At 65.2% G+C, this 26,127-nt stretch carries 15 protein-coding genes; 3 read left to right on the top strand and 12 right to left on the bottom strand.

Annotation, left to right across the window (positions count from 1 at the left end; all coding sequences use genetic code 11):
* Window positions 1-32: 32 nt before the first annotated feature.
* Entirely contained in the window at window positions 33-2,189 is a 2,157-nt protein-coding gene (locus tag ACZ0BA_RS02975) for a TonB-dependent siderophore receptor (RefSeq protein WP_463449868.1), read from the top strand.
* A gap of 34 nt (window positions 2,190-2,223) precedes the next feature.
* Here the strand turns inward: ACZ0BA_RS02975 and ACZ0BA_RS02970 are convergent, their stop codons facing one another.
* The 9 genes from ACZ0BA_RS02970 to ACZ0BA_RS02930 form a co-directional block, all read right to left on the bottom strand.
* A complete protein-coding gene (locus ACZ0BA_RS02970) occupies window positions 2,224-2,760 on the bottom strand; it encodes an AAA family ATPase (RefSeq protein WP_463449867.1) in 537 nt (178 codons plus the stop codon).
* The gene (pnuC, locus tag ACZ0BA_RS02965) at window positions 2,757-3,440 is read right to left on the bottom strand and encodes a nicotinamide riboside transporter PnuC (protein WP_463449866.1); all 684 of its coding nucleotides are present in this window, start codon (window positions 3,438-3,440) and stop codon (window positions 2,757-2,759) included. Before pnuC ends, ACZ0BA_RS02970 begins: the two co-directional genes overlap by 4 nt.
* On the bottom strand, window positions 3,440-5,578 hold the full coding sequence (locus tag ACZ0BA_RS02960) for a S46 family peptidase (protein ID WP_463449865.1): 2,139 nt from the start codon (window positions 5,576-5,578) through the stop codon (window positions 3,440-3,442). Before ACZ0BA_RS02960 ends, pnuC begins: the two co-directional genes overlap by 1 nt.
* Window positions 5,579-5,661: 83 nt before the next feature.
* Window positions 5,662-7,416, bottom strand: coding sequence for a PAS domain-containing sensor histidine kinase (locus tag ACZ0BA_RS02955; protein ID WP_463449864.1), 1,755 nt, complete (start codon window positions 7,414-7,416; stop codon window positions 5,662-5,664).
* Window positions 7,413-10,013 (bottom strand): chemotaxis protein CheB, encoded by a 2,601-nt coding sequence (locus tag ACZ0BA_RS02950; RefSeq protein ID WP_463449863.1) that lies wholly within the window; start codon window positions 10,011-10,013, stop codon window positions 7,413-7,415. The genes ACZ0BA_RS02955 and ACZ0BA_RS02950 overlap by 4 nt, the downstream gene beginning before the upstream one ends.
* Window positions 10,014-10,206: 193 nt before the next feature.
* Window positions 10,207-11,658 carry an efflux transporter outer membrane subunit gene (locus ACZ0BA_RS02945; RefSeq protein ID WP_463449862.1) on the bottom strand — a complete coding sequence of 484 codons (1,452 nt, stop codon included), beginning with the start codon at window positions 11,656-11,658 and terminating at the stop codon, window positions 10,207-10,209.
* Window positions 11,655-14,972, bottom strand: a complete 3,318-nt coding sequence (locus tag ACZ0BA_RS02940) for an efflux RND transporter permease subunit (RefSeq protein ID WP_463449861.1) — start codon at window positions 14,970-14,972, stop codon at window positions 11,655-11,657. Before ACZ0BA_RS02940 ends, ACZ0BA_RS02945 begins: the two co-directional genes overlap by 4 nt.
* Window positions 14,969-18,088 carry an efflux RND transporter permease subunit gene (locus ACZ0BA_RS02935; RefSeq protein ID WP_463449860.1) on the bottom strand — a complete coding sequence of 1,040 codons (3,120 nt, stop codon included), beginning with the start codon at window positions 18,086-18,088 and terminating at the stop codon, window positions 14,969-14,971. Before ACZ0BA_RS02935 ends, ACZ0BA_RS02940 begins: the two co-directional genes overlap by 4 nt.
* Entirely contained in the window at window positions 18,088-19,461 is a 1,374-nt protein-coding gene (locus ACZ0BA_RS02930; protein WP_463449859.1) for an MdtA/MuxA family multidrug efflux RND transporter periplasmic adaptor subunit, read from the bottom strand. Before ACZ0BA_RS02930 ends, ACZ0BA_RS02935 begins: the two co-directional genes overlap by 1 nt.
* 285 nt (window positions 19,462-19,746) lie before the next feature.
* Between ACZ0BA_RS02930 and ACZ0BA_RS02925 the strand changes: the two genes are divergently transcribed.
* Together ACZ0BA_RS02925 and ACZ0BA_RS02920 are read left to right on the top strand one after the other, a co-directional pair.
* Window positions 19,747-20,481: a response regulator gene (locus ACZ0BA_RS02925; protein ID WP_463449858.1), complete on the top strand. Its 735-nt coding sequence runs from the start codon at window positions 19,747-19,749 to the stop codon at window positions 20,479-20,481.
* On the top strand, window positions 20,481-21,752 hold the full coding sequence (locus ACZ0BA_RS02920) for an ATP-binding protein (protein WP_463449857.1): 1,272 nt from the start codon (window positions 20,481-20,483) through the stop codon (window positions 21,750-21,752). Before ACZ0BA_RS02925 ends, ACZ0BA_RS02920 begins: the two co-directional genes overlap by 1 nt.
* 28 nt (window positions 21,753-21,780) lie before the next feature.
* Here the strand turns inward: ACZ0BA_RS02920 and sppA are convergent, their stop codons facing one another.
* From sppA to ACZ0BA_RS02905, 3 genes are all read right to left on the bottom strand, one after another.
* A complete protein-coding gene (gene sppA, locus ACZ0BA_RS02915; RefSeq protein ID WP_463449856.1) occupies window positions 21,781-23,655 on the bottom strand; it encodes a signal peptide peptidase SppA in 1,875 nt (624 codons plus the stop codon).
* A 32-nt stretch (window positions 23,656-23,687) separates the two neighbouring features.
* Window positions 23,688-25,151, bottom strand: a complete 1,464-nt coding sequence (locus ACZ0BA_RS02910) for a sodium:solute symporter (RefSeq protein WP_463449855.1) — start codon at window positions 25,149-25,151, stop codon at window positions 23,688-23,690.
* An 88-nt stretch (window positions 25,152-25,239) separates the two neighbouring features.
* Window positions 25,240-26,022 (bottom strand): DeoR/GlpR family DNA-binding transcription regulator, encoded by a 783-nt coding sequence (locus ACZ0BA_RS02905; protein WP_463449854.1) that lies wholly within the window; start codon window positions 26,020-26,022, stop codon window positions 25,240-25,242.
* Between the last annotated feature and the right edge of the window lie 105 nt (window positions 26,023-26,127).

The following is a 26,127-nucleotide window of genomic DNA, read 5'->3' as shown; positions in this document are numbered from 1 at the left end:
GGCTTCCAGCCGAGAACAAGTAGAGAGCAGACATGTCCACACCAAAATTCGCAGTTTCCGTCATCGCCCTGGCGGTGTTCCATGCATTTTCCGGCGCCGCCGTTGCCGCCGACTCGACAGCCGGGGCAGCCGACGCCGCCGCCGAGCAGTCGATGCCGGAAGTCATCGTCAGCGCCACCAAGACGCGCGCCAACACCGCCTCGGTCGCAGGCTTCGGCAACGCCCCGCTGCTGGAAACGCCGGCCTCGGTCAGCGTGCTGACGGCACAACAGATGCTCGACCTGCAAATCCGCTCGACCACCGACGCCGCCAGGTTCGACGCCAGCCTGAGCGACTCGTACAACGCCGTCGGTTACGCCGAGCAATTCTCTATCCGTGGCTTCAAGCTCGACAACGCGTCCAGCTACCGCAAGGATGGCATGGCGATCCCCGGCGACACCCAGATCCCGCTGGAAAACAAGGAACGCCTGGAAGTGCTCAAGGGCCTGTCCGGCTTGGAGGCCGGGGTCTCGGCGCCGGGCGGCATCATCAATTACGTCACCAAGCGCCCGACCGATACGCCGCTGCGCACCGTCGTGCTGGAAGCGCGTGAGCGCGGCACCTTGTACGGCGCCGTCGATGTCGGGGGGCGTTTCGAGGATGATCGTTTCGGCTACCGCGTCAACGTCGCCGGCGAGCGCCTGCGCTCCTACATCAAGGGCGCGGACGGCAACCGCAAGTTCGTCTCCGCCGCCTTCGACTGGCGCATCTCGCCACAGGCGCTGCTGCAGATCGACGCCGACTACCAGCGCAAGTCCCAACTGACCGCGCCGGGCTTCCAGCTGCTGGACAACACCACCTTGCCGGTGGTTGATGCGGACACGATGCTCAACGATCAACCGTGGAGCCGTCCGGTGGAAACGACCACCAGCAACATCGGCGCGCGCTTCGAATACAAGTTCTCGTCCGACTGGAGCACCACGGTCAGCGCCAACCAGCACCACTTCAAGCGCGACGACTACACCGCCTTCCCGTACGGCTGCGGTCCGGACTTCTATCCTGGCTACTGCGGCAACGGCGACTACGACGTCTATAACTACATCAGCCTGGGCGAGAAGAAATCGCCGCTGACGGTGCAGGCGCTGGTACAAGGCCGCTTCGCCACCGGCGCGGTGGCGCATGCGTTCACGGGCGGCGCGTCGTTCCAGAAAAACAGCGAAAAATGGGGCGACTACCTGTACGACTACTCGGGCGTCAGCAATATCTATCACCCGGTCGTCGTGGCGCCGGCGCCGGGCAGTAGCGGCCCGGTATCGGAGCGCCGCCATGGCAACGAACGCTCGCTGTTCGCGCAGGACATCGTCAGTCTGAACGCGCAGCTCAAGCTGCACGCCGGCGCGCGCTACGTGCAGGTCAAACGTGTCCAATACGTTGGGTACAACGACGATGGCGTGCTGCTGCCGGATACGAACACCGACGCCGGATTCTGGCTGCCGAATGTGGCGCTGGTCTACAGCCTGCGTCCCAACGTCTCGCTCTATACATCCTACGCGCAGGGCCTGGAGCTTGGCGGCGTTGCGCCTATGCAGACCAGGAACGAGGGCCAGGCGCTGTCGCCGTCCAAGTCCAGGCAGGTGGAAGTCGGTATCAAAGCCGATATCCGTCCGGACCTGAGCGCCACCGTCGCGCTGTTCGAGATCCGCAAAGGACTGGAATATACCGATGCGGGGAATTTCTTCGTTCGCAATGGCGAAGCGAAGAACCGTGGCCTGGAAATGGCGCTGAACGGCCGCGCCACGCGCGATCTGACGGTGGGCGTGTCTGCCACGGCGCTGAACACCAGGCAAAGCGATACAGGCCTGGCTAGCCTGGACGGCAAGCGCGTGACCAACGTCGCCGCTTTCAAATCGTCGGTGTATGCGGACTATGCGGTGCCGCAAATCGAAGGTCTGGCGCTGAACGCGAACTGGCAGTACTCGGGCAAGAAGGCTTTCGATCCTGAGAACCAGGTGTTCGTGCCAAGCTACCATGTGCTGAATTTGGGAGCGTCGTATGCCACGCGCATCGCAGGCGTTTCGACGATCTTGCGCGCCAGCGTGAACAACGCGCTGGACAAGTTCTACTGGCGCGATGTGACGCAGGATCTGGGCGGGTATTTGATGCCGGGAGCGTCGCGCACGTTCCGCGTATCGGCGCAGTTCGACCTGTAACGCGTGATTGGCGGGGCGGTTCGGCGATGGCGGATTACAGGGCCGTCTCCAGCAACCGCTCCACCTGCGCCAACCGCTGTACAAGATCGCCGGACACCAGCACATACGGTATCGCGCGTGACGCCAGCTCCTCCATCAACAGACGGTTGATGGTCACACTGACTTCTTCGCACTCGCGCTGCAAGCCATCGGCAACCCACGGAATATCCGGCGCGGTCACCAACGTCAGCGCATAGTCGCGACTATGCCCATCGGCAAGCCGCGCCAGCTGGTCGTCAATACCGCCGAAATAATGACGGCTATAGACCGCCGTCATCAACGGCGCGGTGTCGCAGAACAGATACCCGCACGCGTCCCGCGCCGCAGCGTCCTCACGTTCACGCTGTGTGCTGGCGATGTGAAACTGGTCCTGCGCCACCGGCACCCGTCCCTGCACATCGACGAATTCACGCAGATACTCCGGCACCCAGACAGTCCGATAGCGCTGCGCCAGCGCGGCCGCCAAAGTGGTTTTGCCGGAGGAAGCCGTGCCCAGTATCGCCACGCGCCGTGGCAACGCCGCCGATGTCATTCCAGTACCAGCCTGCGGCCGCCGGTCTCGTCGCCTTTGCCGTCACCGCCGCTGCCGCTGCCGATGCCGGCCGACTGCTGCCAGGTGCGCAGGCCGACCACCGCCATGCCGACGAAGACCGCGTACAAAATCGCCGTCAGTATCAGGTGCTTATGCAGATAAAGTCCGACATACAGCACATCGACAACGATCCAGACATGCCAGTTCTCGACCTTCTTCCGCGACAGCAGCAATTGTCCGACCAGGCTGCCGGCCGTCAGGAAACCATCGGAACGCGGCACGTCGGTATCGGTGTACGTCTTGAGAAACCACGCCAGCAACACAAAGGCGGCCAGCCATGCCGCCACGGCGATCCAGCGGCCGCGCGCGTCGAGCGCGGTGACCGCGAGCTTTTCGTGGCGATCGTCACCGTGCAGCCACTGATACCAGCCGTAGAACGAGACGGTGATAAACACCAGTTGCAGTCCCATGTCGCCGTACAGCCGCGAGCCATAGAACACCAGGCCATAAGTGGCCGACGAAATGATCGCGAACAGCCAGGCCCAATGGCTCTGGCGGATGTTGAGCCACACCGTGGCCACCGACAGCATGAACGACACCAGTTCCAATGGGGTCGTGGCGAATCCCACCAGGTGCAGCGGCAAATTCAGGTACCCCAACAGAACCGATAATTCGTACATTATTTCTTCGCCGGATATTTGATGGTCATCTCTTTGAGCAGATTGTCGGCATGATCGACTTCGCTCATCACCCACAGCATATACCGGATATCCAAATGGATAGCGCGGGTGATGGCAGGGTCGAAGTACCAGTCCTTGGTGATCGATTCATAGGTCGAATCGAAATTCAGGCCAATCAGCTCGCCCCTGCGGTTCATCACCGCCGAGCCGGAGTTGCCGCCGGTGGTGTCGGCGCTGCTCAAAAAGTCCACCGGCACGGTGCCGAGGATGGCGTCCTTGAAGCGTCCATAGCGCTTGGCTTTGATGGCGTCGAGCTCCTTTTGCGGCGCGATGAACGGATCTTTGCCGGTATGCTTTTCAACGATGCCTTCAACGGTGGTGAACGGCCCCTTGCTGATGCCGTCGCGCGGCGAATACGGCGCCACGGTGCCATAGGTCACGCGCAAGGTGCCATTCGCATCCGGATACACCGGCTTGCCCTGCGATTTCTTCCACGCGATGACGGCTTCCATGTAGCGCGGGATCACGCGTTCCAGATTGCCGTCCAAGTCCTTGCGGCGTTCCTTGAGCGACTGCGCCGCGTCGTCCAGCTTTGACGCCAGTTGCATGAACGGGTCGTCCGACGCCTTGACGGCGGCGGCATCCTTGCCGATCCACGCCAGCCGCGTGGCGGTGTCGCCAAGGCCAGTCGTCGCATACAACGCCGGCACCGCCTCGGGCGCCGGCAGCATCGCGTCCAGGCCCGCCACGTGCATCGACTTCGGCAGCTTGGCGTAACGCCGCAGCGCCGCGACGAAACGCGCTTGATCCACCTCGGCCACATACGACTGCTCCAGGCGATTCAGCCGCGCCTTGATGAAGGCGGCGTCGCGTTGCTGGAATCCGGTTTCGCGTTCGGCGTCCGGCTTTGCGCTTTCCAACCCCAGGCGATACAGCGTATTGGCGCTTTTCAGCAGTTCGCCGGTGGTGGCGACGCTGTAGCCGAATTCCTCGTCGGCCAGCGCGATATCGGCCGCGATCACCGCGTCCAGCTCGGACAGCAGCGTTTTCGACACGTCTTTCTGCGCGGCGTACCAGGTACGGAATTCGGCATCCTGCGCGTCCTTGACAGCGGCGATGTCCTTGCGCGCGAAGCCGTCCATCAGGCCCTGCGATTTCTTCATCACGTTGTTCAGACTCTTGGCGACGCTGGCGTAGCGCACTTCCGCCGCCGGGTTGCCCTTGGTGGCGGCGGCGATGACATCCAGATCGGCATGGATCTCGGCGACACGCGCCGGGTAGCCGACGTCGCGCGCCGCGCGGATTTCCGACGGCAGCTTATAGCGGCTGGTGCGGCCCGGGTAACCGGCCAGCAGCACCGGATCGCCGTTCTTCAGCCCCTCGGCCGACAGCACCAGGAAGTCCTTCGATTGATATGGCACGTTGTCCGGCGACGGATCGGCCGGGCGGCCGTCCTTGCCCACGTAGGCGCGCAGGAAGGCGAAGTCGCCGGTATGGCGCGGCCACTCGTAGTTATCGACGTCGCCGCCGTAGTTGCCGATCATGTCGGGCGGCGCGTAGACCAGGCGCACGTCGCGTATCATCATCTGGCGAATGCGGTAGTATTCCAGCCCGCGATGGAAGGCCGGCACCGAGCAGCGGTAGCTCTTGTCGGTTTCGCATTCGGCGATCAACGCCTTGACGGCTTTCTCCACCGCCTCGTGGCGCTGCTTGCCGCTCATCGAAGAGGTCACGTCCTCGAGCACGCGCGCGGTGACGTTTTCCACCTTGTCTGTCACATAGACCAGCGAATTCGGGCCGCCCGGCAGCTCCTGCACGCGGGTCTTGGCAAGGAAGCCATCGACGATGTAATTGTGTTCGGGCGTGGCGTTGCGCTGGATGGCGCCATAGGCGCAGTGGTGGTTGGTGACCACCAGGCCGGCGTCGGAAACGAACGACGCCGAGCAGCCGGGCAGCGCGACAATGGCGCTCATCGGATGTTTGGAGAGGTCGGCCAGTTTTTCGGCCGGGATGGTGATGCCGATGCGTTGTAGTTCGGATTTCAGCTGTGGCAATTGGTATGGCTGCCACTGCCCTTCGTCGGCGTGAGCCACCGCCGCGCCGAGGATAGCGGCCGGCAGCACTAGATATTTTAACAAGATAAAAGCCCCTGATTGAGTTCCAGCGGCAGTATATTCCTTATGCGGAGGGCTGAAAACGCTTTTTGCGCATTCCGCCGCCGCTAAGCCGCGCCGTCTTCGCCCGCCAGGTCGAAGCCCAGCGTCAAGGTGCAGCCGCCGCCGGGCGCGTACTCGCTCACCTCGAAGCTGCCGCCCAGTGCCGCCACGCGCTGTGCCATGCCGATCAAACCGAAGGACTCGCTCTTGCCCCGTTGATGGGGCGCGATACCGATGCCGTTGTCGGCCACGCTGAAGACCAGGCGCCCGCCGCGCGCAGCGAGCACGATGTCGACATGGCTGGCGTGCGCATGGCGGCGCACATTGCTCAACGCCTCCTGCATCGCGCGGAAAAGCACGATCGCCAGATCGGAGGGGATCGTCGCAAAGGTCGTCTCATCGGGCAAGGTGAGTGCGCAGCTCATGCCGGTGCGTTTGCGGAATTCGACGGCTTGCCACTCCATGGCCGCCTGCAGGCCCAGATCCAGTACCGCCGGACGCAGTTCGTTCATGATGCCGCGGACGCTACGGATCGTCGTGTCGAGATTCTCCAACACACCATTCACGCGCCGGTGCAGGCGCGCGTGGCGCTGGCCCGTGCGGGCGCTCAGCATCGAGATATCGATACGCAGCGCCAGCATGTTCTGCCCCAGTTCGTCGTGGATGTCGCGGGCGATACGCTTGCGCTCATCCTCCTTGACCGTCTCCAGGTGCTCGGCCAGTTTCCGTAACTGGTCGCGGGATTCCTGCAGCGCCGCCTCCGTACGTTTGCGCTCGGCCACCTCCAGCATCAGCAGCCGGTTCGCTTCGGTCAGTTCGGCGGTGCGCGCCGCCACCCGCCGATCAAGCTCGCGCGACAATTTCAGCAGATCGGCTTCGGCGCGCTGGCGCGCCGTGATATCCGAGAACACGCCGATGAAGTAGCTGATGGCGCCCTCCTCGTCGCGGATCACGGTCAGGGACATGGCCGCAACGTAGGGCGTGCCGTCGCGCCGGCGATTGAACACTTCGCCCTGCCACCTGCCATAGGTGCACAGGCAGCGCATCGCCTCCGCGTGGTAACCCACCGGATGGGCGCCGGACCGGCCCAGGAAGCGCGGATCGCGGCCCAGCGCCTCCTCCACAGGATAGCCGGTCAGCGTGGTGAAGGCGGGATTGACCGAGACGATGCGTTTTTCAATGTCGCACACCATCACGCCCTCGCCCATGCTGTCGATCACCTGGAAGGCGCGTCGGCGCGCCGCCTCGCGGGCGTCGGCGGTACCGATGTCGGTCAGGATCATGCGGCATTTGCGGGCGGCGACATCGAGATTGGCCTCGATATGCACCTGGCGCTGGACGCCGCCGGGCTGCGCCGAGAACAACGGCACCTCGAGCACCGCCCTCTGTCCGCCCACCAGCAGCTCGGCCAGAAACCGGCGCAGGCCGGCCTGCGCTTGCGGCGCCACGTACTGCTCGAACGAGCGGCCATGCAGCTCCTCCCGGCGGCAGCCGAGCAAATCGCCTGCGGCGTGGTTGGCGCGGGTGATGCGCCCCTCGGGGTCCAGCGACACGTAGCCGGCCGGCGCCTGGTCGTACAGCACCGCGTAGTGCTCGCGCGCCCGCTCGGCCAGGTCGCGCTCCGTCTGCACCTCGGCCAGCGCGACGTTCTGCATATCGAGTTCGATCTGGCTCACCTGCAGTTCGTGCCAGCGCTTGAGCGTTTCGCTGTCGGCGTCGGCCGGCGGCGGACGGCCGGTCTTCGATAGCGCGGCGACGGCCTGCTCGGCCACGTAGCGCAACCGGTCGGGATCGAGTTCGGGCCGGTGGCGCTTGTTCATGCGGGCCCCGGCCCTTGCTGCATCGAGCGCAGCTGCGCCTCCAGCAGTTTCGATTCGGTGATGTTGATGAAGGTGACCACCACGCCATCGATCACGTTTTCCACCGTCCGATACGGCATGATGCGCACCGTGTACCAGCCGCCGCTGCGGGTGGGGATCTGCTTTTCGCAGAACACCAGCGTGCGCAGCACCTCCTGCGCGTCGGCCTCCAGCTCCGGGTACAGCAGGTCGTTGACGATGTCGCCCAGCGGCCGCTGGACGTCGCTCGGGATCAGCTTATAGATTTGCGTGGTCTGGTCGGTGAAGCGGCGGATGCGCAGCTTACTGTCCAGGAAAATGGTCGCCACGTCGGTGCTGTTAAGCAGATTTTTCATGTCGCCGTTGACCACCGACAGATCGTCCACCTTCGACTGGAGCTCGGCGTTGACGGTGTAGAGTTCCTCGTTCAGCGACTGCATCTCCTCCTTGGACGTGGTCAGCTCCTCGTTGGTCGATTGCAGCTCCTCGTTGGTCGACTGCAGTTCTTCGTTGGCCGACTTGAGCTCCTCGCGCGACGCCTGCATCTCGTCGCGCACCGCCTGGATCTCCAGGCGCGCCTGCGCCAGTTGCTGCTCGAGCTCCAGCACCTGCGGGTTGGCCGAGCGCGAACGGCGCTTTTCCGGCGGCAGCGGCACCGTGGTGAAGGTCAGCATCAAGGTGCCCGACAACGGGCCCGATTCCGGCATCGCTTCGGCCGTCAGGTCCAGCGCCTGCGACGGTTTTCCCGCCGCGTCGCGCTGTATCAGGCCGCGCACGGCGATCATGCCGTCGCTCTGCGCGGCGCGCTTGAGCAGGTCGGCCAGTTCATGGCGCAGGCCATCGCGCGCCATCGCGTGGATGTTCCAGTTGGCCTTGCCGGCGGCCGGCTCCAGGTAGGCGCCGGTGCGGCCGTGAATGTACAGGATGTCGCCATGGACGTTGAGCAGGACGGCGGCCGGCGTGTGCTTTTTAAGCAGCTGCTGCTCGACCTGGGTTTGGAGGTTTCCGTTCATGGATGGGTTGACAGGCTCGCTGGCAGAAGGGATCGACACGCTGTTGACACGCGTGGGGAAGTAGTTGGCCACGCGGTGGATGGACGCGTCCAGCCGCCGGTAAATGCGGCCAGCGCCGGTCATCGGCGCGAATAGTTCGTTGAAATGGCCGGGGGTGTCGGCGCTGCCGAGCATCAGCAGGCCGCCGGTCTTGAGCGCGTAGTGGAACAGCGGGATCAATTGTTCCTGCAGCTTTGCGGTGAAATAAATCAGCAGGTTGCGGCAGCAAAGGATATCGAGCTTGGTGAACGGCGGATCGGAAATGATGTTCTGGCGCGCGAAGATAATCATGTTGCGCACGTCCTTGCGGATACGATAGCCGCCATTTTCGGCCGGCATGAAGTAGCGCTGCCGCAGGTCGCTCGACACATCGGCCTCGATGGCGGCGTTAAAGATACCCTGGCGCGCGCGGTCGATGGCGTCTTCGTCAAGATCGGTGGCGAAGATCTGCAGCGTGTAGCGCGCTGCGGGCCGCAGCTGTTCGAGCACCTCGTTAAAGGCGATCGCCAGCGAATAGGCCTCCTGCCCGGTGGAGCAGGCGGGCACCCAGGCCTTGAAGGCTGCGCCCTCGGGATGCTCCGCCAGCAGTTGCGGCAGCGCGCTCGCCATCAGGTATTCCCACACCTTGGGATCCCGGAAGAAGTTCGTCACGCCGATCAGCAATTCCTTGAACAGCAATTCGACTTCGGCCGGATTCGCGCCCATGAAGCCGACGTAGGCGCCCAACGAGGCGCACTGGCACAGCTTCATGCGGCGTTCGATGCGGCGCATGACGGTGCTCAGTTTATAGTCCGAGAAATTGGCGCCGGTCTGCTTGAGCAGCAGCAGGAACAACTGCTGCAACGCCTCGCGGTGCGCCGTCGCCTGCAACGGCAACCCGCCATCGTGGCCGCCGCCCCACTCGGCGATATGCGCCGGCATGTCGGATGGCGGCGCGACGATGTCGACCACGTCGGCGCCGATGGCGCTGAGCGGCATCGGATCGAAACGCGCCGCACCGGGCGGCTGCGCCATGGTCAGCCCGCCGTTCTCGCGGATCGCAGCCAATCCCTGGGTGCCGTCCACGCCCATGCCGGAAAGGACGACACCGACCGCGCGCTCGCGGGCATGATGGGACAGCGCGCGGAAGAAACTATCGATCGGCAAGCGAAAGCCGCGCTGCCCGGACGGCGGCAGCACCGCGAACCGGCCATCTTCGAAGCCGAGGTCACGGTCCGGCGGAATCACGTAAACATGGTCCGCTTCCACCGGCATGCGGTCGGCCACCTCGACCACCTTCATTGGCGTGACGCGCTGCAGCAATTCCGGCAGCATGCCTTTGTGGAGCGGGTCCAGGTGCTGCACGACGACATAGGCCAAGCCGCTGGAGGACGGCACCGCGACAAGGAATTCGCAAATCGGATCCAGGCCGCCGGCCGAGGCGCCGATACCCACCACCGGCACCGGCGGTGCGGGCGAACGGGCCTGCGCGCTGTCGGCGGCGGCGATCGGGGAGGCTATGGCGTTGGAAAGCTGGCGTTTCGTCATCGGGGCATTAAACCAACCGTCGGGGCCCGCCGCCTGCTACACGACAAAACGATGCGGGCAGCAGGGAATGTGGCATTTGTCTCCATCTTGCCAGATGATTATACAAAGGTCGCGCCCAAAATCCAAGCGCGCGCGGCCCCGTATGCGCCCTTCCGCCCTGCTACTCGCCTGCTACTCGCCTGCTACTCGCCTGCTACTCGCTTGCAGTATGCCAGCCGCCGCCCAGCGACTGGATCAACGCGATCGCGGTGGTCTGGCGATCGGCCTGCGATTGCACCAGCGCGCGGCGCGCGTTCAGCGCTGTGGTCTGGGCGGTCACCACGTCGGTGTAGCCAACCTGGCCGGCGCGATAGCGATTGAGCATCTGCACCTCGACCTGGTCGGCCGCCTCGGAAGCGATCCTGCGCAGGTCCTGCTGCTGCGCCAGCGCCCTGGTGGCCGACAGCTGGTTCTCGACGTCGGCGAACGCGGTCAGTACGGTCTGGCGGTAACGGGCGATGGCGGCGTCGCGCGCGGCTTCGGCGCCGGCCACGCGCGCCCTGGTGGCGCCGGCGTCGAACAGCGTCTGCGCCGCCGACAGTCCCAGCGACCAAAGGCTGTTGGAGGCGTTGAACAGGCCAGATGCCGCGTTCGAGCCGACGCCATAGGAACCGGTCAGGCTAAGGCTCGGGAAGTACGCCGAGCGCGCGATGCCGATTTGCTCGTTGGAGGCGGCCACCGAGCGCTCCGCCGAAGCGATGTCCGGGCGGCGTTGCAGCAAGGTCGAAGGGACGCCCGTGGGCACGTCCGGTACAGTCACGTTCCATGGCGCCGGCGCCAGCGCGAAGTCGCTCGCGGCCTTACCCAGCAAAACGGCGATCGCGTGTTCGAGCGTGGCGCGTTGCTGCACCAGCGTGACCTGGTCGATGCGGGCGTTGGCCAACTGGGTCTGCGCCTGCAGAAGGTCCGACTTGGTGGTGACGCCGGCGTCGAAACGGTTTTGCGTGATCTGCAGCACCCGCTCATAACCTTCGGTGGTGGCGTCGAGCAGCGCTTTTTCAGCATCCGCCTGGCGCAGCAGGAAGTAGTTGGTGGCCAGCTCGCCCTGCGCCGACAAGCGGGCGGCCGCCAGGTCGGCGGCGCTGGCCTGCAAGCTGGCCTGGGCGCTGTTGGTGCCGGCGCGCAGCCTGCCCCAGATATCGGGCTCCCAGCTGGCGCCGATGTTGGCGCGGTACTGGCTGGCGTTCTGCGTGTTGCCGCCGCCACCGGAGCGGGCGGCGCTGCCGTTCAAATCGACCAAAGGGAACAGCGCGGCGCGCTGCTCGCCGACCAGCGCCCTCGCCTGCGCGTAATTGGCGGCGGCGATGGCGACGTTCTGGTTCGAGACCTCGATGGTCTCGGCCAGCTGGTTCAACAACGGGTCGTTGAACAGCTGCCACCACGGGCCGCGTTCGAGCATGTCGGCCGGCGCGGCGGCGGTCCATCCGGCGGCGGCTTTCTCGGCGTCGGTTGCGGTTTCCTTGAAGGCAGCAGGCGATGGCGTCTCGGGCAGCTTGTAGGCCGGGCCCACGGCGCAGCCGGCGGTGGCCAGCGCCGCCAACACGGCAAGCGCGATCGCCCGGTGGCGCGGCGTTCGGCGAAGGATGGTTGGTGCGTGTTTGCTCATGGTGTGCTCGGCGACGGATCGCTGTGGATTTTACTGAGTTGTTGTTCGGACGGACCGCGGCGGCGCAGCTTGTCCATCAGGATGTAGACCACCGGCGTGGTCAAAAGCGTCAGCAACTGGCTGGCGATGAGGCCACCGATAATGGCCACGCCGAGCGGCCGGCGCAGCTCCGAGCCCTCGCCGAAGCCGATCGCCAGCGGCAGCGCGCCCAGGGCGGCGGCCAGTGTCGTCATCAGGATGGGACGGAAGCGCAGCAGGCAGGCCTCGCGCACCGCTTCGAGCGGCGACAGCCCGCGCGAGCGCTCCGCCTCCAGCGCGAAGTCGATGATCAGGATGGCGTTCTTCTTGACGATGCCGATCAGCAGGAAGATGCCGATCAAGGCGATCGTCGAGAATTCCATCTTGAAGATCAGCAGCGCCAGCACCGCGCCCACACCGGCCGACGGCAAGGTGGTCAACACGGTCACCGGATGGACCAGGCTTTCGTACAGAATGCCAAGCACGATGTAGATCACCACGATGGCCGCCAGGATCAGCAGCGGCAGCGACTTGTTGCTCTCCTGCGCCGACTTGGCCGCGCCGGCGAAGCTGCCGCGCACATTGTTCGGCATGCCGATCTCCGCCTCCGCCTCCGCGATCTCCGCGGTGGCGTCGGACAGGCTGGCGCCGTCGGCCAGGTTGAAGGCGATGGTGGTCGCCAGTTCCCCGTCCTGGTGGTTGATCGACGTCGCCGTCGAGCTCTCGGCGAACTTCGCCAGGGCCGACAGCGGCACCATGGTGGTGGCCGAGGTGCTCAGCGCGGAACCGGACGACGCGTCCCGGACCGCCGGCGCCGCGACATTGGCGGCGGTCGCCGTGCTGGCCGTGCTGGCGGTGCTGGTGGCGCTTCCCGTGCCGGTGGCGGTCGTGCTGGCGGTCGTGCTCGTGGTGGTGGCAGCCGTCGGCGCGCCGCTCGGATTACTGGCGGTGGGCGCCGGCAGACCCTTTGACGGCACGTACACGTCCTTCAGCGATTCCGGACTGCGGCTGTAGTCGCGCGCCACTTCCATGATCACGTGGTACTGGTTCACCTCACCGTAGATGGTCGCCACCTGGCGCTGGCCGAAGCTGTTATACAAGGCGTTGTCGACATCCTTGGCCGACACGCCAAGCCGCGAGGCGCTGTCCTTGTCGATCGTGACAAAGGTTTCGACACCGTTTTCCGCCTGGTCGCTGTCGACATCGACCATCGACTTCTTGGCCTTCATCGCGTCCGCCAGTCTGGTGGCCCATTTCTTCAAATCGGCCTCGTTGTCGCTTTTCAGCGTGTACTGGTTGTTGGCGTTGGCCGAGCGCCCGCCCGAGCGCAAATCCTGCACGGGGCTGAGGAACAGGGTCACGCCGGTCACCTTCGCAAGCTTGGGCCGCAGGCGCGCGATCACGGCGTTGCCCGCCACGGTGCGTTCGTTGGCCGGCTTCAGGTTAATGAACATGAATCCACCGCCGGCGCGCCGTCCACCGGTAAATCCCACCACCGTGGCGACATCGGGATCGTCCTTGATGATGTTGACCAGCTGGCGCAGTTTGCCCTGCATGGCCTGGAACGAGATGCTCTGGTCGGCGCGGATGCCGCCGCTGACCTGTCCCGTATCCTGCTGCGGAAAGCCGCCCTTGGGAATGGCCGCGAAAAGATAGACATTCAGGCCGATCACAAAAACGAGGCTGAGCATCACCAGCCAGACGCTCGACAGCGCCCAGTCGAGGCTATGCTCGTAGCCCTTGAGTATCCTGTCGAAGCCCGCCTCGAAGAAGCGCGCCACGCGGCCAGGCGGTTTGCCATGCTGGTCCGGCTTGAGCAGCCAGGCGCACATCATCGGCGTCGTGGTCAGCGAAATCACCAGCGAAATCATCACCGCCGCCGACAAGGTGATGGCAAACTCCTTGAACAGCGCGCCGAACTGGCCGCCCATGAACAGCAGCGGAATGAACACCGCGATCAGCGAAAGGCTAATCGACAGCACCGTGAAGCCCACCTCGCGCGCGCCGAGAAGCGCCGCCGACAAGCGGTCCATGCCAGCCTCGATGTGGCGCTGGGTATTTTCCAGCACCACGATGGCGTCATCGACGACAAAGCCGGTGGCCACGGTCAGCGCCATCAGCGACAGGTTGTTAAGGCTGAAACCGAGCAGGTACATCACGCCGAAAGTCCCCAGCAACGACACCACCGTCGCCACCGCCGGCACGATGGTCGCGCGCAGGTTGCGCAGGAAGACGCTCACCACCAGCACCACCAGCAGGATCGAGATGATCAGCGTGACCTCGATCTCGTGCAGCGAGGAGCGGATCGAATTGGTGCTGTCGCTGGCGATGGCGATATTGACGTCGGGCGGCATTTGCGCCTGCAACGCCGGCAGCTGCGCGCGCACGCTGTCAACCGTTTCGATCACGTTGGCGCCCGCCTGCGGCCGGATCAGCACCACGATCGCCGGCTGGCCGTTGAACAGGCCCAGATTGTTCACGTCCTCGACGCCGTCGACCACTTCGGCCACGTCCTTGAGGCGGATCGCCGTCTCGTTGCGCCAGCCGACCACCAGGTCCTGGTAGTCCCTGGCGTTGCGCCCGCCGCTGGCGTTGGCCGACTCGGTGTAGATCTGCAGCCGGCGCCCCTGCCCCTGCAGCGAGCCGCGCGGACGGTTGGCGTTGGTGGCCTGGATCGCCGCGCGCACGTCCTCCATCGACAGGCCGTAGCGGTTGAGCGCATACGGATTGAGTTCGACCCGCACCGCCGGCAGCGAACCGCCGCCGAGCTCCACGTCGCCCACGCCGGTCACCTGCGACAGGCGTTGCAGCACGGTGTTGGACACGGCGTCGTAAATCTGCCCCGGCGTGCGCGTTTTGGACGTCAGCGCCAGAATCATCACCGGCGAGCCGGAAGTGTTGGCCTTGCGGTAGGTCGGATTGCTGCGCAACGTGGCGGGCAAATCGACGCGGCTGGCGTTGATGGCCGCCTGCACCTCGCGCGCCACCGCGTCGACATTGCGGTTCAAATCAAACTGCAAGGTGATGTTGGCGGAGCTGGTGCTGGAGCTGGACGTCATTTCATTGACGCCGGCGATCACGCCCAGATGGCGTTCGAGCGGCGTCGAGACGCTGCTGGCCATGGTCGACGGACTGGCGCCTGGAAGGTTGGCATTGACAGTGATGATCGGGAAATCGACCTGCGGCAGCGGCGCCACCGGCAGCACGAAGAACGCGCCGATGCCGGCCAGCGCGATGCCGACCGTCAGCAGGACGGTGGCGATCGGCCGCTTGACGAATGGCGACGACAGGTTCACAGCGCACCACCTTGCGCCGGCGCTGGTTTCGCTGCCGGTGGATTCGGCTTGCCGCCGCCGAAGCGACGCGCCAGGCTATCGAAGCCGAGGTAAATGACCGGCGTCGTGAACAGCGTCAGAAGCTGGCTGACGATCAGGCCACCGAAGATCGCCAGGCCCAGTGGGCGGCGCAATTCGGCGCCCTCGCCCCAGCCGAGCATTAGCGGCACGGCGGCGAACAGCGCTGCGAGGGTCGTCATCAGGATGGGACGGAAGCGCAGCAGCGCGGCCTGGTGGATCGCCTCGCGCGGCGACTTGCCGCCGTCACGTTCGGCGTCGATGGCGAAGTCGATCATCATGATCGCGTTTTTCTTGACGATACCGATCAGCAGAATAATGCCGATGATGCCGATCACGCCGAGGTCCTGGCCGCTGATCAGCAGCGCCAGCAAGGCGCCCACGCCGGCCGACGGTAATGTCGACAGGATCGTCAGCGGGTGCACATAGCTTTCGTACAGCACGCCCAGCACGATGTAGACGCAGACCACCGCCGCCAGGATCAGCCAGAGCTGGTTGGACAACGAGGCCTGGTAGGCGCCGGAAGCGCCGAGGAAGGTCAACGTCACCGACGGCGGGAACTTGATCTCGGCGGCGGCCTGCTTGATGCTGTCGACCGCCGTACCGAGGGAGACATTCGGAGCGGTATCGAAGCCCAGTGTGGTGGCCGGATACTGCGCCACGTGCGTCACCTGCAGCGGCGCCGGACGCTCGCTGATGGTGGCCAGCGCCGACAGCGGCGTGGCCTTGCCGGAACCGGTGCGCAGTTGCAGATTGCCGAGGTCCTGCGGGGTGGTGATGTCGTCGCTTTTCGCTTCCAGGATCACGCGGTACTGGTTGGTCTCGGTGAAAATGGTCGAGACGATGCGCTGGCCGAAGGCGCTGTACAGCGCATCGTCGATCGAGGCGGCGGTGACCGACAGGCGCGAGGCGGTATCGCGGTCGACAGTAATATATGCGGCGTTGGCGCTGGCGCCGACGTCGGAGACCACGTTGCGCAGTTCCTTCTTGGTGCGCATCTGCTCCGCGAGCTTGGTCGCCCACTCGTTGACGCTGGCGTTGTCCGCGCCTTCGATCGACACGCGGAACTGGGTCGGCCCGCTTTCGGCGTCGATGGTCAGATCCTGGGTCGGTTGCAGATACAAGGTCAGGCCGGGGATCGTCGCTACGCGGTTGCGCAGGCGGTCCATGGTCTCCTGCTGGCTGCCGGTGCGATCGCGCTTCAGGTTGATCAGCATGCTGCCGGTATGGAGCATGGTGTTGTTGGCGGCGTCGACGCCGACCACGGAACTGAGCGTGGCCACGTCCGGGTCCTCCAGCACCAGGCGCGCGGCCTGCTGCTGCAGCTCCGCCATCTTGGCATAGGAAACGGCCTTGCCGGTCTCCAGGCGCGCCTGCAACTGGCCCGTGTCCTGGGTCGGGAACAGCCCTTTCGGGATCACGACATACAGCAGCACCGTCAGCAGCAGCGTCGCCAGCGCCACCAACAGCGTCAGGCCGCTGTGTTTCAGCACCCAGATCAGCGCGCGGTCGTAATGGCCGATCACCCAGTCGAAGAAATGCTGGAAGCGAACGGCGAAGCGGCTCGGCTTTTCCTCGCCGTGGCCTTTGAGCCAGCGGGCCGACATCATCGGCACCAGCGTCAGCGACACCACTGCGGAGATCAAAATCGTGATCGCCAGCGCCATCGCAAACTCGCGGAACAGCCGGCCCACCACGTCGCCCATGAACAGCAGCGGGATCAGCACCGCGATCAGCGACACCGTCAGCGAAATGATGGTGAAGCCGATCTGCTTGGCGCCCTTGAGCGAAGCGGCCATCGGCGTCTCGCCCTCCTCGATGTAGCGGGCGATATTCTCGATCATGACGATCGCATCGTCGACCACGAAGCCGGTGGCGATGGTCAGCGCCATCAGCGACAGGTTGTTCAGGCTATACCCGAGCAGATACATGACGCCGCAGGTGCCGATCAGCGAGATCGGCACCGACAGGCTGGCGATCACGGTGGCGCGGATGCTGTGCAGGAAGGCGAAAATCACCAGCACCACCAGCAGCACCGCCAGCACCAGCTCCATGCCGACGTGCTTGACGGAGGCGCGGATGCCGGTGGTGCGGTCGCTCAGCACCTCCAGCTTCATGGCGCCGGGCAGGCCCGCCTCCAGCTCCGGTAAGCGCGCCTTGATGGCGTCGACGGTGGCGATGACGTTGGCGCCCGGCTGGCGCTGCACGTTGAGGATGATGGCCTGCTTGTTGCCGGACCACGCACCCAGTTGCACGTTCTCCGCGCTGTCGACCACCTGCGCCACGTCGGACAGGCGCACCGGGGAGCCGTTCTTGTACGCCAGGATCAGGTTCTGATAGTCGGAGGCCGCCACCAGCTGGTCGTTGGCGTTGATGGTGTAGGCGCGGGTCGGTCCGTCGAAACTGCCTTTGGCGCCATTGGCGTTGGCGGCGGTGATCGCCGTGCGCAGCGTATCGAGACCGAGGCCGTAGGACGCCAGCGCGTTGGTGTCGGCCTGGATCCGCACCGCAGGACGCTGGCCGCCGCTCAGCGTGACCAGGCCGACGCCGGAAACCTGGCTGATTTTCAGCGCCAGGCGCGTGTTGACGATATTCTGCACCTCGGTCAGCGGCATCGTGTCGGAGGTGATCGCCAGGGTCAGCACCGGCGCGTCGGCCGGATTGACCTTGGCGTAGATCGGCGGCGCCGGCAGGTCGGTCGGCAGCAGCGAGGAGCCGGCGTTGATGGCCGCCTGCACTTCCTGCTCGGCCACCTCCAGCGTCTGGCCAAGGCCGAACTGCAGCGTGATAATGGAGACGCCGGCCGCGCTGGTGGAGCTCATGCGCTGCAGGCCGGCCATCTGGCCGAACTGGCGCTCCAGCGGCGCCGTCACGGTCTGGCCCATCACTTCCGGACTGCCGCCCGGGTACAGCGTTTGCACTTGAATGGTCGGAAAATCGACCTGCGGCAGCGCCGACAGCGGCAGGAACTTGAAGCCGACCAGCCCGGCCAGCACGATCGCCAGCATCAGCAGCGAAGTCGCCACCGGCCGCTGGATAAATGGAGCGGATGGACTCATTATTGTGCGGCGCCCTGTTCTTTGCGGTGACGACGTTCGTGGGCCGGAGCCGACGCGCCTTCAGCGGCGGCGGCCGGCGTACCGGCGGCCGCGCCAGCGCCAGCACCTTGTCCGCGGCGACCAGCGCCCGGCAGGGTCACCTTGGCGCCTTCCTTGAGGCGGTCGGCGCCCTCGGTGATCACCTGCTCGCCCGCTTGCAGGCCGCTCGCGATCTGCACCTTGTCGACGGTCGCCTCGCCGCGCGTGATGGTGCGCATGGTGACGCTCTTGTCATCCTTGAGCACCCAGACGAAATCGCCCTTGGTGCCATGGCGCACAGCGTTCACCGGCACCATCACGGCATCCTTGATGGTGCGCAGTTCCAGGCGCACGTTGACGAACTGGCTGGGGAACAGCGTCGACTTGGCGTTGGCGAAGCGCGCCTTGGCCTTGACCGTGCCGGTCTGGGTGTCGACCTGGTTGTCCATCGCCGCGAACTTGCCGCTGTCGAGGGTATTGGTGCGGGTGCGGTCCAGCGCCAGCGCCGGCAAGTCGGCGCCGTCGTTCACACGCTGCATCACGCCCGGCACGCTGTCCTGCGGGATCGAGAATTCGACGTCGATCGGCGACAGCTGGGTAATCACGGCGATGCCGGTGGAATCGCCCGAGCCGACCAGGTTACCGATATCGACCACGCGCAGGCCCACCCGGCCCGTGATCGGCGCGATCACCTTGGTGTAGCCCAGATTGAGCTTGGCGGTGCCCTCGGCGGCGCGGTCGGTCATGACCGTGCCTTCGAGCTGCTTGACCAGCGCGGCCTGCGTATCGACGTCCTGGCGGGCGATCGAATCCTGCTTGAGCAACGTTTGATAGCGTTGCAGCGTCAATTTGGCGTTTTCCAGCTGCGCCTCGTCGCGCTGGCGCTGGCCGCTGGACTGCAGCAGCGCCATTTCAAACTGGCGCGGATCGATTTGCGCCAGTACCTGGCCGGCCTTGACCATCTGGCCTTCCTTGAACAGCACCTTTTGCAAAATGCCCGATACCTGCGGACGAACGGTGGTGGTGGCGGCGGCGGTCACGGTGCCCAGCGCGTCCAGGGTCACCGGAATGTCGGCTTTCTGCGCGGTCGCCACGCCAACCGTGGTCGCTGGGGCACCGCGCCGGGCGCCACCTCCGCCTCCGCCCCCTCCCGGACCGCCGGGACCTCCCGGGCCGCCCGCACCGGGCGCGCCGCCCGCCCCTGGCGCCGGCGCCGGCGGCTGATGGGTCAAATACCAGGCCAGGCCACCCAGCGCCGCCATCACGGCGACCGCAATCACCCCGCCGACGACTTTACTGCGGCGGCTGCGCTTCGGTGGGTTGACGTTCGATGTCGGCTTGGCTTGCGAATCCATTGTTATCCTTTTATATGCTTGCGTGTCCATGGCAAAAACACCATAGGGGTTGATGCGAGGACTCTAGCATATGCACCCTGCCCTGTCAGTCGCCCGCCGCCCCGGGTTACAAACTCGCTACAAAACAGGGAGTTTAGCCACGCGGCGTTCATCACGCTTTACATTTCTTTACGGATTTGACATTTCGGCGACATGCTCGCGCGGCAAACTGGCGCCTTTGAATCCCGGGCAAGGGGACGGCGCGCAACCTTGTGAAGCCGGGCGCCTGTCCGTAGAATGAACCGCATGAACACGACAAACGACCGCATACTGCTGGTGGAGGACGATCCCCGACTGGGCGAGATGCTTACCGAATACCTGAGCCAATCCGGCTTCCGCGTCACGCTGGCGCCCAATGGCCGCTCGGCCGTCAGCCACATCGGCGCCGGGCAGGTCGACGCCGTGGTGCTGGACCTGATGCTGCCCGATATGGATGGGCTGGAGGTCTGCCGCCAGGCGCGCGCGGTGTCGGACGTGCCGGTGCTGATGCTGACCGCGCGCGGCGACGCCATCGACCGTATCGTCGGCCTGGAAATGGGCGCCGACGATTATCTTCCCAAGCCGTTCGAACCGCGCGAACTGCTGGCGCGCCTGCGCGCGATTCTGCGCCGCCGCGTCGACCTGGGTCATCTCGACAGCGCGCCCCGGGGAACTCGCCCCGCGCCGCGCGGCGAGTTCCTGCGCTTCGGCCGGCTGGAGATCGACCCCGACTCGCATTCGGCCAGGATCGACGGCGTACCGTGCGAACTGACCGCCTACCAGTTCGACCTGCTGCTGGTGCTGGCCCGCCACGCAGGCCGCGTGCTTTCGCGCGACAGCCTGATGGAACTGCTCAAGGGCGAACCGATCGAGGCGTTCGACCGTTCCATCGACGTCCACATGTCGCGCATCCGCGCGGCGGTGGAAGACGATCCCAAAAAGCCGCGCCGCATCATTACCGTGCGCGGGGCCGGCTACCTGTTCGCCAAGGTGCAGGATTGATGAAGCGCCTGACCTTCGGCATCGGCATGCCGCGCCTGTATTTCCGCTTTTACGCGGCGATACTGATCATCCTTTTGCTGTTCTCGCTGGCCGTCAAGCAGGTGTGGAGCCGCAGCGGCGGGCCGCTGGAGCGCTCCAACGTCACGCTGTCGCGGGTGATGCAGAACGTGCTGGCGCCGCCGGACGCGCCGCGCGAGCAGCAACAGGCGGCGCTGGAGAACGTGGCCCGGGGTCTGAACGCGCACATGACGCTCTATACCCGCGACTGGAAGCCGCTGGCGGTGGTCGGCGACCAGATTCCCGCGCGCCACTGGCGCCAGCGCGGCATCACGGGCCCGCCGCCCGAATCGTTCGTGCGCCTGCCCGACGGCCGCAAGCTGCTGTCGAGCGAGCCACTCGGCTTCGCCCGGCCCAAGGGGATGCTCAACAATGCGCTGATGCTGCTGGCGGTGGGACTGGGCATCGCCGCCTTTCCGCTGGTGCGCGGGCTGACCAAGCGGCTCGAGCGCCTGCAGCATGGCGTGGACCTGCTGGGCGCGGGCGACCTGAAGGCGCGCGTACAGGTCGAGGGCAAGGACGAGGTGGCGCGGCTGGCGCTCAGCTTCAACCGCGCCGCCGACAAGATCGAGCAGCTGGTCGGCGCGCACAAGACGCTGCTGGCGAACGCCTCGCACGAACTGCGCACGCCGCTCGCGCGCATCCGCCTGGCGCTGGAGCTGATCAAGGACGGCGTCGACGCCAAACGCCGCGCCGGTCTGGAACAGGACATCGCCGAACTCAATGATCTGCTGGACGAAATCCTGCTGGCCAGCCGGCTGGGGGCCGTGGTGGACGACACCGCGCTGGAGGAAATCGACCTGCTGGCGTTGGCAGCGGAGGAATGTGCGCGCTACGACGAGGCGGTGCTGGACGGCGAATCGGCCGTGATGCAGGGCGACGCGCGTCTGCTGCGGCGGTTGCTGCGCAACCTGCTGGAGAATGCGCGCCGGCACGGCAGGCCGCCGGCGAACGTGAGCATCGCCAATGACGGCGACACGGCGAGGCTGACGGTGTGGGATAACGGATCCGGCGTGCCGGAGGCGGAATTCGAGCAGGTGTTCGAGCCGTTTTATCGCCGCCGCAATACACGGGACAATAGCGGCGCGGGATTGGGCTTGGCGTTGGTGCGGCAAATCGCGCGTCGCCATGGTGGCGAGGCGCGTTGCGTGTTGATGGACGATGGCCGCAGCGGTTTTGAGATCACGTTGCCGCTGGCGGCGGGTACCGCATAATCTGCGATCCGCCGACGACGTCAATAAGTTATGGCGACTCGCACAGGCAGTGCGTGATCGCGGTGAACGGCTTGCGCGACGCCGTCAGCTCCGTCAACCAGCTCAAATCCTTGGCGATGCCGTTTGCCGCGCTTGGCGGCAGGCCGGTGCTGGCCGTGACGCCCAGATTCACCTGCTGGGTGATAGCTTTGGCCACCGCCTGCGCGGCCGACCCGCCCAGCATATCGATCACGCGATCGAACTTGCTCGTCTCGCGCTCGATATACACCACGCGATAGTCGCCACCGAGGTTGGCGCGCTTGGCGGCCGACTTCAGCGCGTCGTTGTAGCTGCCCAGCGTATCGACCAAACCGCGCTCTTTTGCCTGGGCGCCGGTCCACACACGCCCCTGCGCCACGGCGTCGATTTTTTCCGGCGTGGTCTTGCGCGCAGTGGCCGCGCGGGTCGTGAACTCGGCGTAGATATGGTTGATGCTGCCCTGGATGACCTGGGCGAAGCGTGGATCGAGCGGACGCAATGGATTGCCCGCGTCGCCCAGCCAGGTCGTCGGCTGGCCGGCGGTATGGATGCCCAGCTTGTCGATCACCTTGTCGGCCGTCGGCAGGATGGCAAACACGCCGATCGAGCCGGTGATGGTGTTGGCGTCGGCGATCACCTCGTCGGACGCCATCGAAATCCAGTAACCGCCGGAAGCGGCCACGTTACCCATAGAGACCACCACCGGCTTGCCGGCGGCGCGCGTCAGTTCCAGCTCGCGGCGTATCAGTTCCGAGGCAAAGGCGCTGCCGCCGGGCGAATCGACGCGCAGCACGATGGCCTTGATGCCGTTGTCCTCGCGCGCCGCGCGTATCAGTTTGGAGGTTGAATCGCCGCCGATGGAGCCCGGACCAGCGCTGCCGTCGCTGATCTCGCCCTGCGCCACGATCACGCCGACGGCGTCGCCGGTCAGCTTGTGCGGCGCGCGCGCCAGGTATTCGTCGAAGCTGACCTGGCGGAAGCTTTTGCCTTCCAGGTCCAATGCGCCGCGCTTGATCATCATCTGGCGGATTTCATCGCGGGTTTTCAGGCCGTCGACCAGCTTGGCCGACTGCGACAGCCTGCCCATGTCGCCATTGACCGCTGCCACCTGGGCCGGCAGGTCGTTAATGGTCTTCATGATCTGGCCCTGCGGCAGCTTGCGCGCCTTTTCGACGTCGTTGGTGTACGACGTCCACAGCGCGTTGTTCAGATACGATTCCGCCTCGGTGGCCGCCTGCGAAGGGCCGTTGGCGACATACGGCTCGCCGAAGCTCTTGTAGGTACCCACGCGCAGCAGGTTGACCGTCACGCCCACTTTATCGAGGGCGTCGCGGTAGTAGTTGCGATAGCGGCCGAAGCCCTCCATCAGCACCATGCCCATCGGGTGCATATACACCTCGTTGGCGTGGGCGGCCAGCAGATATTGGCGCTGGTCGTAGCTGGAAGCCCACGCCACCACCGGTTTGCCGGACGCCTTGAAGCGCTCCAGGCCCGCCGCCACTTCGCGCAGCATGGCCTGGCCGCCGCCTTCCATTTCATCGGTCAGCAGCACGGCGGCGCCGATCGACGGGTCCTTGGCGGCCGTGTCGAGCACCGTCAGCACGTCGCGCAGCTGGATCATCTTCAGCGTTTCGCCACCACGCGCGCTGGTGACCAGCGCCTCGCGCGCACTGACGTTCGACTGTTCGACCAGCTGCCCCTTCAGGTCCAGCACCAGTGTGGTCTTGGGTCCCAGCGGTTTGAAGCCGCCGCCGAAGATGGCATAGGCCAGCACGATCAGCAACGCCAGGAACAGCAGATTCAGGATCGTGCGACGGCCGGCGTCGAGCGCCCGCCAGAAGAAAGCGAAGCCGCTGCGAATGTAGGAAAACGGTGATCGGGCCATTGATACTCCAAGTGATTGCGTAATTTACAAGATCATACTGCATGCGGCCTGCGCTGTCCGGGGACCGAAATAAGGAGCAAGCCTCCAAATACCAGCAAACCGTTCATGATAAGCAATTCCAAGCCCAAACGATAGTTACCAAATAGTAATTTTTGATTGACATCAACGATGTAGCAGAGCACCGGTCCGGCCAGCGCCACCAGCGGCACCCAGCGGTCGCGCACCGCGCGACTGGTCAGGATACCGAAGGCGAACAGGCCGAGCAATGGGCCATAGGTGTAGCCGGTCAGCTTCAGCACAAGCCCCACCATGCTGGCATTGTCTATCCATTTAAACATCAGCACCAGCAACAGGAACAGCGCGCAGAAGCCGAGGTGGACACGGTGACGCCATCGTACTTTGGCCGCCTCCGTCAGGTCGGTGCGGCGCTGCACGCCGAGAATGTCGATGCAAAAGGTTGACGTCAGCGCGGTCATCGCGCCGTCCGCGCTGGGAAACAGCGCAGAGACCAGGCCGATAAAGAAGATCAGCTGCAACGCCGCCGGCATGTGGCCCATGACCACCGCCGGGAAAATCTTGTCGCCGCTGGCTGCCAGTCCCACCGTCGGCGCGTACAGGTACAGCAGCCCGCCGAGGAACATGAACAGCACCAGCACGACCGACAGGATCACCGTCAGCATCAGCATGTTCTTCTGCGAGTCGCGCAAGGTCTTGACGGAGATATTCTTCTGCATGATCTCCTGGTCCATGCCGGTCATCGCCAGCACGATGAAGAAGCCGGCCAGCACCTGCTTCCAGAAATAGCTGGGACTGTCGACCGAGGTGGTGACCACGTTGGTCAGGCCCTGCGCCTGCATGCGTGCCAGGCTTTCGGGCAGGCTCAGGTTCATGTCGTGCAGCAGCCAGCCGACGCAGACCACCAGCCCCAGCACCATGCCGGTGGTTTGCAGCGTATCGGTCCAGACGATGGTTTTGACGCCGCCTTCGTAGGTGTACAGCAGGATCATGCCCAGGATCACCAGTGTGGTCAGCCAGAACGGCACGCCCATGTTGTCGAGGATGGTGATCTGCAGGATGTTGACGACCAGGTAGAGCCTGGCCGACGCGCTCAAGGTGCGCGACAGGATGAAAAACGCGGAGCCGCTCTGATACGAGCGCTGGCCGAGGCGGACGTCCAGGTAGTGATAGATCGAGGTCAGCTTGAGGCGGTAGTACAGCGGCAGCAGGATATAGGCGACGGCGATATAGCCGAGCACGTAGCCGAGTATCACCTGCAGATAGCCGAAACCGTCGCGCCCCACGGCGCCCGGCACGCTGACGAAGGTGACGCCGCTCAGCGTTGTGCCGACCATGCCGAACGCGACCAGCATCCAGTTGCTGCTTTTGTTACCGATGAAGAAGCTGTCGTTGGTGGCGTTGCGGGAAGTGCGCCAGGCAACCCCCAGCAGCACGGCGAAATAGGCGAAAACCAGGCAAAACAGCGTAACGGCAGACATGAGGGTTATCCAGCGGCAAGTATTGAAATCGCCGCCAATATACACCGCCGCCCTCGCCCGCGTGCGGGAGCTTACGCCGGCACGTGATTCACGCCGCTTCCCACGGCTGCGCCCGGGACACGACGGCGTCCGCCGCCAGCAGGGGCTGGAGCACGGTGTCGGCCACGTCGTGCTCGAGGATGAAGTCGCAGATGCCCTGAAGGTGCGCCACGCGAAACGGGGCGCTGGTGCCCAGCTTCTCGTTGGTCGCCAACACCGTGACGCGGGCGCTGGCGGCAACCAGTGCCCGCTTGAATTGGGCGTCGGCCGGATCGAAGGCGCTGACGCCGGTGGACGCCGCGATCGCGCAGGCGCCCAGGAAAAGCCGATCGATGTTCATGCCCGACACCGTGGCGATGGCGGCGGCGTCGACGCTGCCGCCCAGCGCCGGGGCGACCACGCCGCCGACCAGAACCAGGCGCAAATCGGTCCGCTTGAGCACGGCTGCGGCGATGTCGATGGAATTGGTGGCCACCGTCAAGTCGAGACCGTCTTTGAGAAACTCGACGATGAGCAGGTTGGTGCTGCCGCAATCGAGAAAAATCAGCTGCCCCGGCTCGACGGTGGCTGCCGCCGCGCGCGCCAGCGCCGCTTTTTCGCGCTGCGCGGTCCGCTTTCTGACCGCGATCGGCTGCGCGGCCGCCAAGGTGGGCATGGCGCCGCCGTAAATGCGCTGGCACAAGCCCTCGGCCGCCAGGGCTCTGAGGTCGCGCCGGACGGCGTCCTCGGACACCGCGAATTCGGCGGCCAGCAAGGCGGCGGAGACTGTTTGACCGTCGGCCAAACGCTGGGCGATGGCGGCGCGGCGTTCGAGAGGAAGAATAGGATTCATGCACCATGATAACACGCACAAACGTGCACAAACAATCGACAATCGCTGCGCGGCCGGAGGCGCCTCGATGGCTGTCAGGCATAAATCCTTTGCAAAGCTGTCAGA

It is taken from the genome of Duganella sp. AC917, assembly GCF_979258245.1.
The sequence above is the reverse complement of the archived record's forward strand: the minus strand, read 5'-3'. Positions and strand labels throughout refer to the sequence as shown.

Excerpts from the sequence above, each read along its gene's own strand:
- ACZ0BA_RS02975 (WP_463449868.1), top strand. The coding sequence starts at position 33 with ATGTCCACACCAAAATTCGCAGTTTCCGTCATCGCCCTGGCGGTGTTC.
- ACZ0BA_RS02970 (WP_463449867.1), bottom strand. The coding sequence starts at position 2,760 with ATGACATCGGCGGCGTTGCCACGGCGCGTGGCGATACTGGGCACGGCT.
- pnuC (WP_463449866.1), bottom strand. The coding sequence starts at position 3,440 with ATGTACGAATTATCGGTTCTGTTGGGGTACCTGAATTTGCCGCTGCAC.
- ACZ0BA_RS02955 (WP_463449864.1), bottom strand. The coding sequence starts at position 7,416 with ATGAACAAGCGCCACCGGCCCGAACTCGATCCCGACCGGTTGCGCTAC.
- ACZ0BA_RS02950 (WP_463449863.1), bottom strand. The coding sequence starts at position 10,013 with ATGACGAAACGCCAGCTTTCCAACGCCATAGCCTCCCCGATCGCCGCC.
- ACZ0BA_RS02945 (WP_463449862.1), bottom strand. The coding sequence starts at position 11,658 with ATGAGCAAACACGCACCAACCATCCTTCGCCGAACGCCGCGCCACCGG.
- ACZ0BA_RS02935 (WP_463449860.1), bottom strand. The coding sequence starts at position 18,088 with ATGAGTCCATCCGCTCCATTTATCCAGCGGCCGGTGGCGACTTCGCTG.
- ACZ0BA_RS02930 (WP_463449859.1), bottom strand. The coding sequence starts at position 19,461 with ATGGATTCGCAAGCCAAGCCGACATCGAACGTCAACCCACCGAAGCGC.
- ACZ0BA_RS02925 (WP_463449858.1), top strand. The coding sequence starts at position 19,747 with ATGAACACGACAAACGACCGCATACTGCTGGTGGAGGACGATCCCCGA.
- ACZ0BA_RS02920 (WP_463449857.1), top strand. The coding sequence starts at position 20,481 with ATGAAGCGCCTGACCTTCGGCATCGGCATGCCGCGCCTGTATTTCCGC.
- sppA (WP_463449856.1), bottom strand. The coding sequence starts at position 23,655 with ATGGCCCGATCACCGTTTTCCTACATTCGCAGCGGCTTCGCTTTCTTC.
- ACZ0BA_RS02910 (WP_463449855.1), bottom strand. The coding sequence starts at position 25,151 with ATGTCTGCCGTTACGCTGTTTTGCCTGGTTTTCGCCTATTTCGCCGTG.
- ACZ0BA_RS02905 (WP_463449854.1), bottom strand. The coding sequence starts at position 26,022 with ATGAATCCTATTCTTCCTCTCGAACGCCGCGCCGCCATCGCCCAGCGT.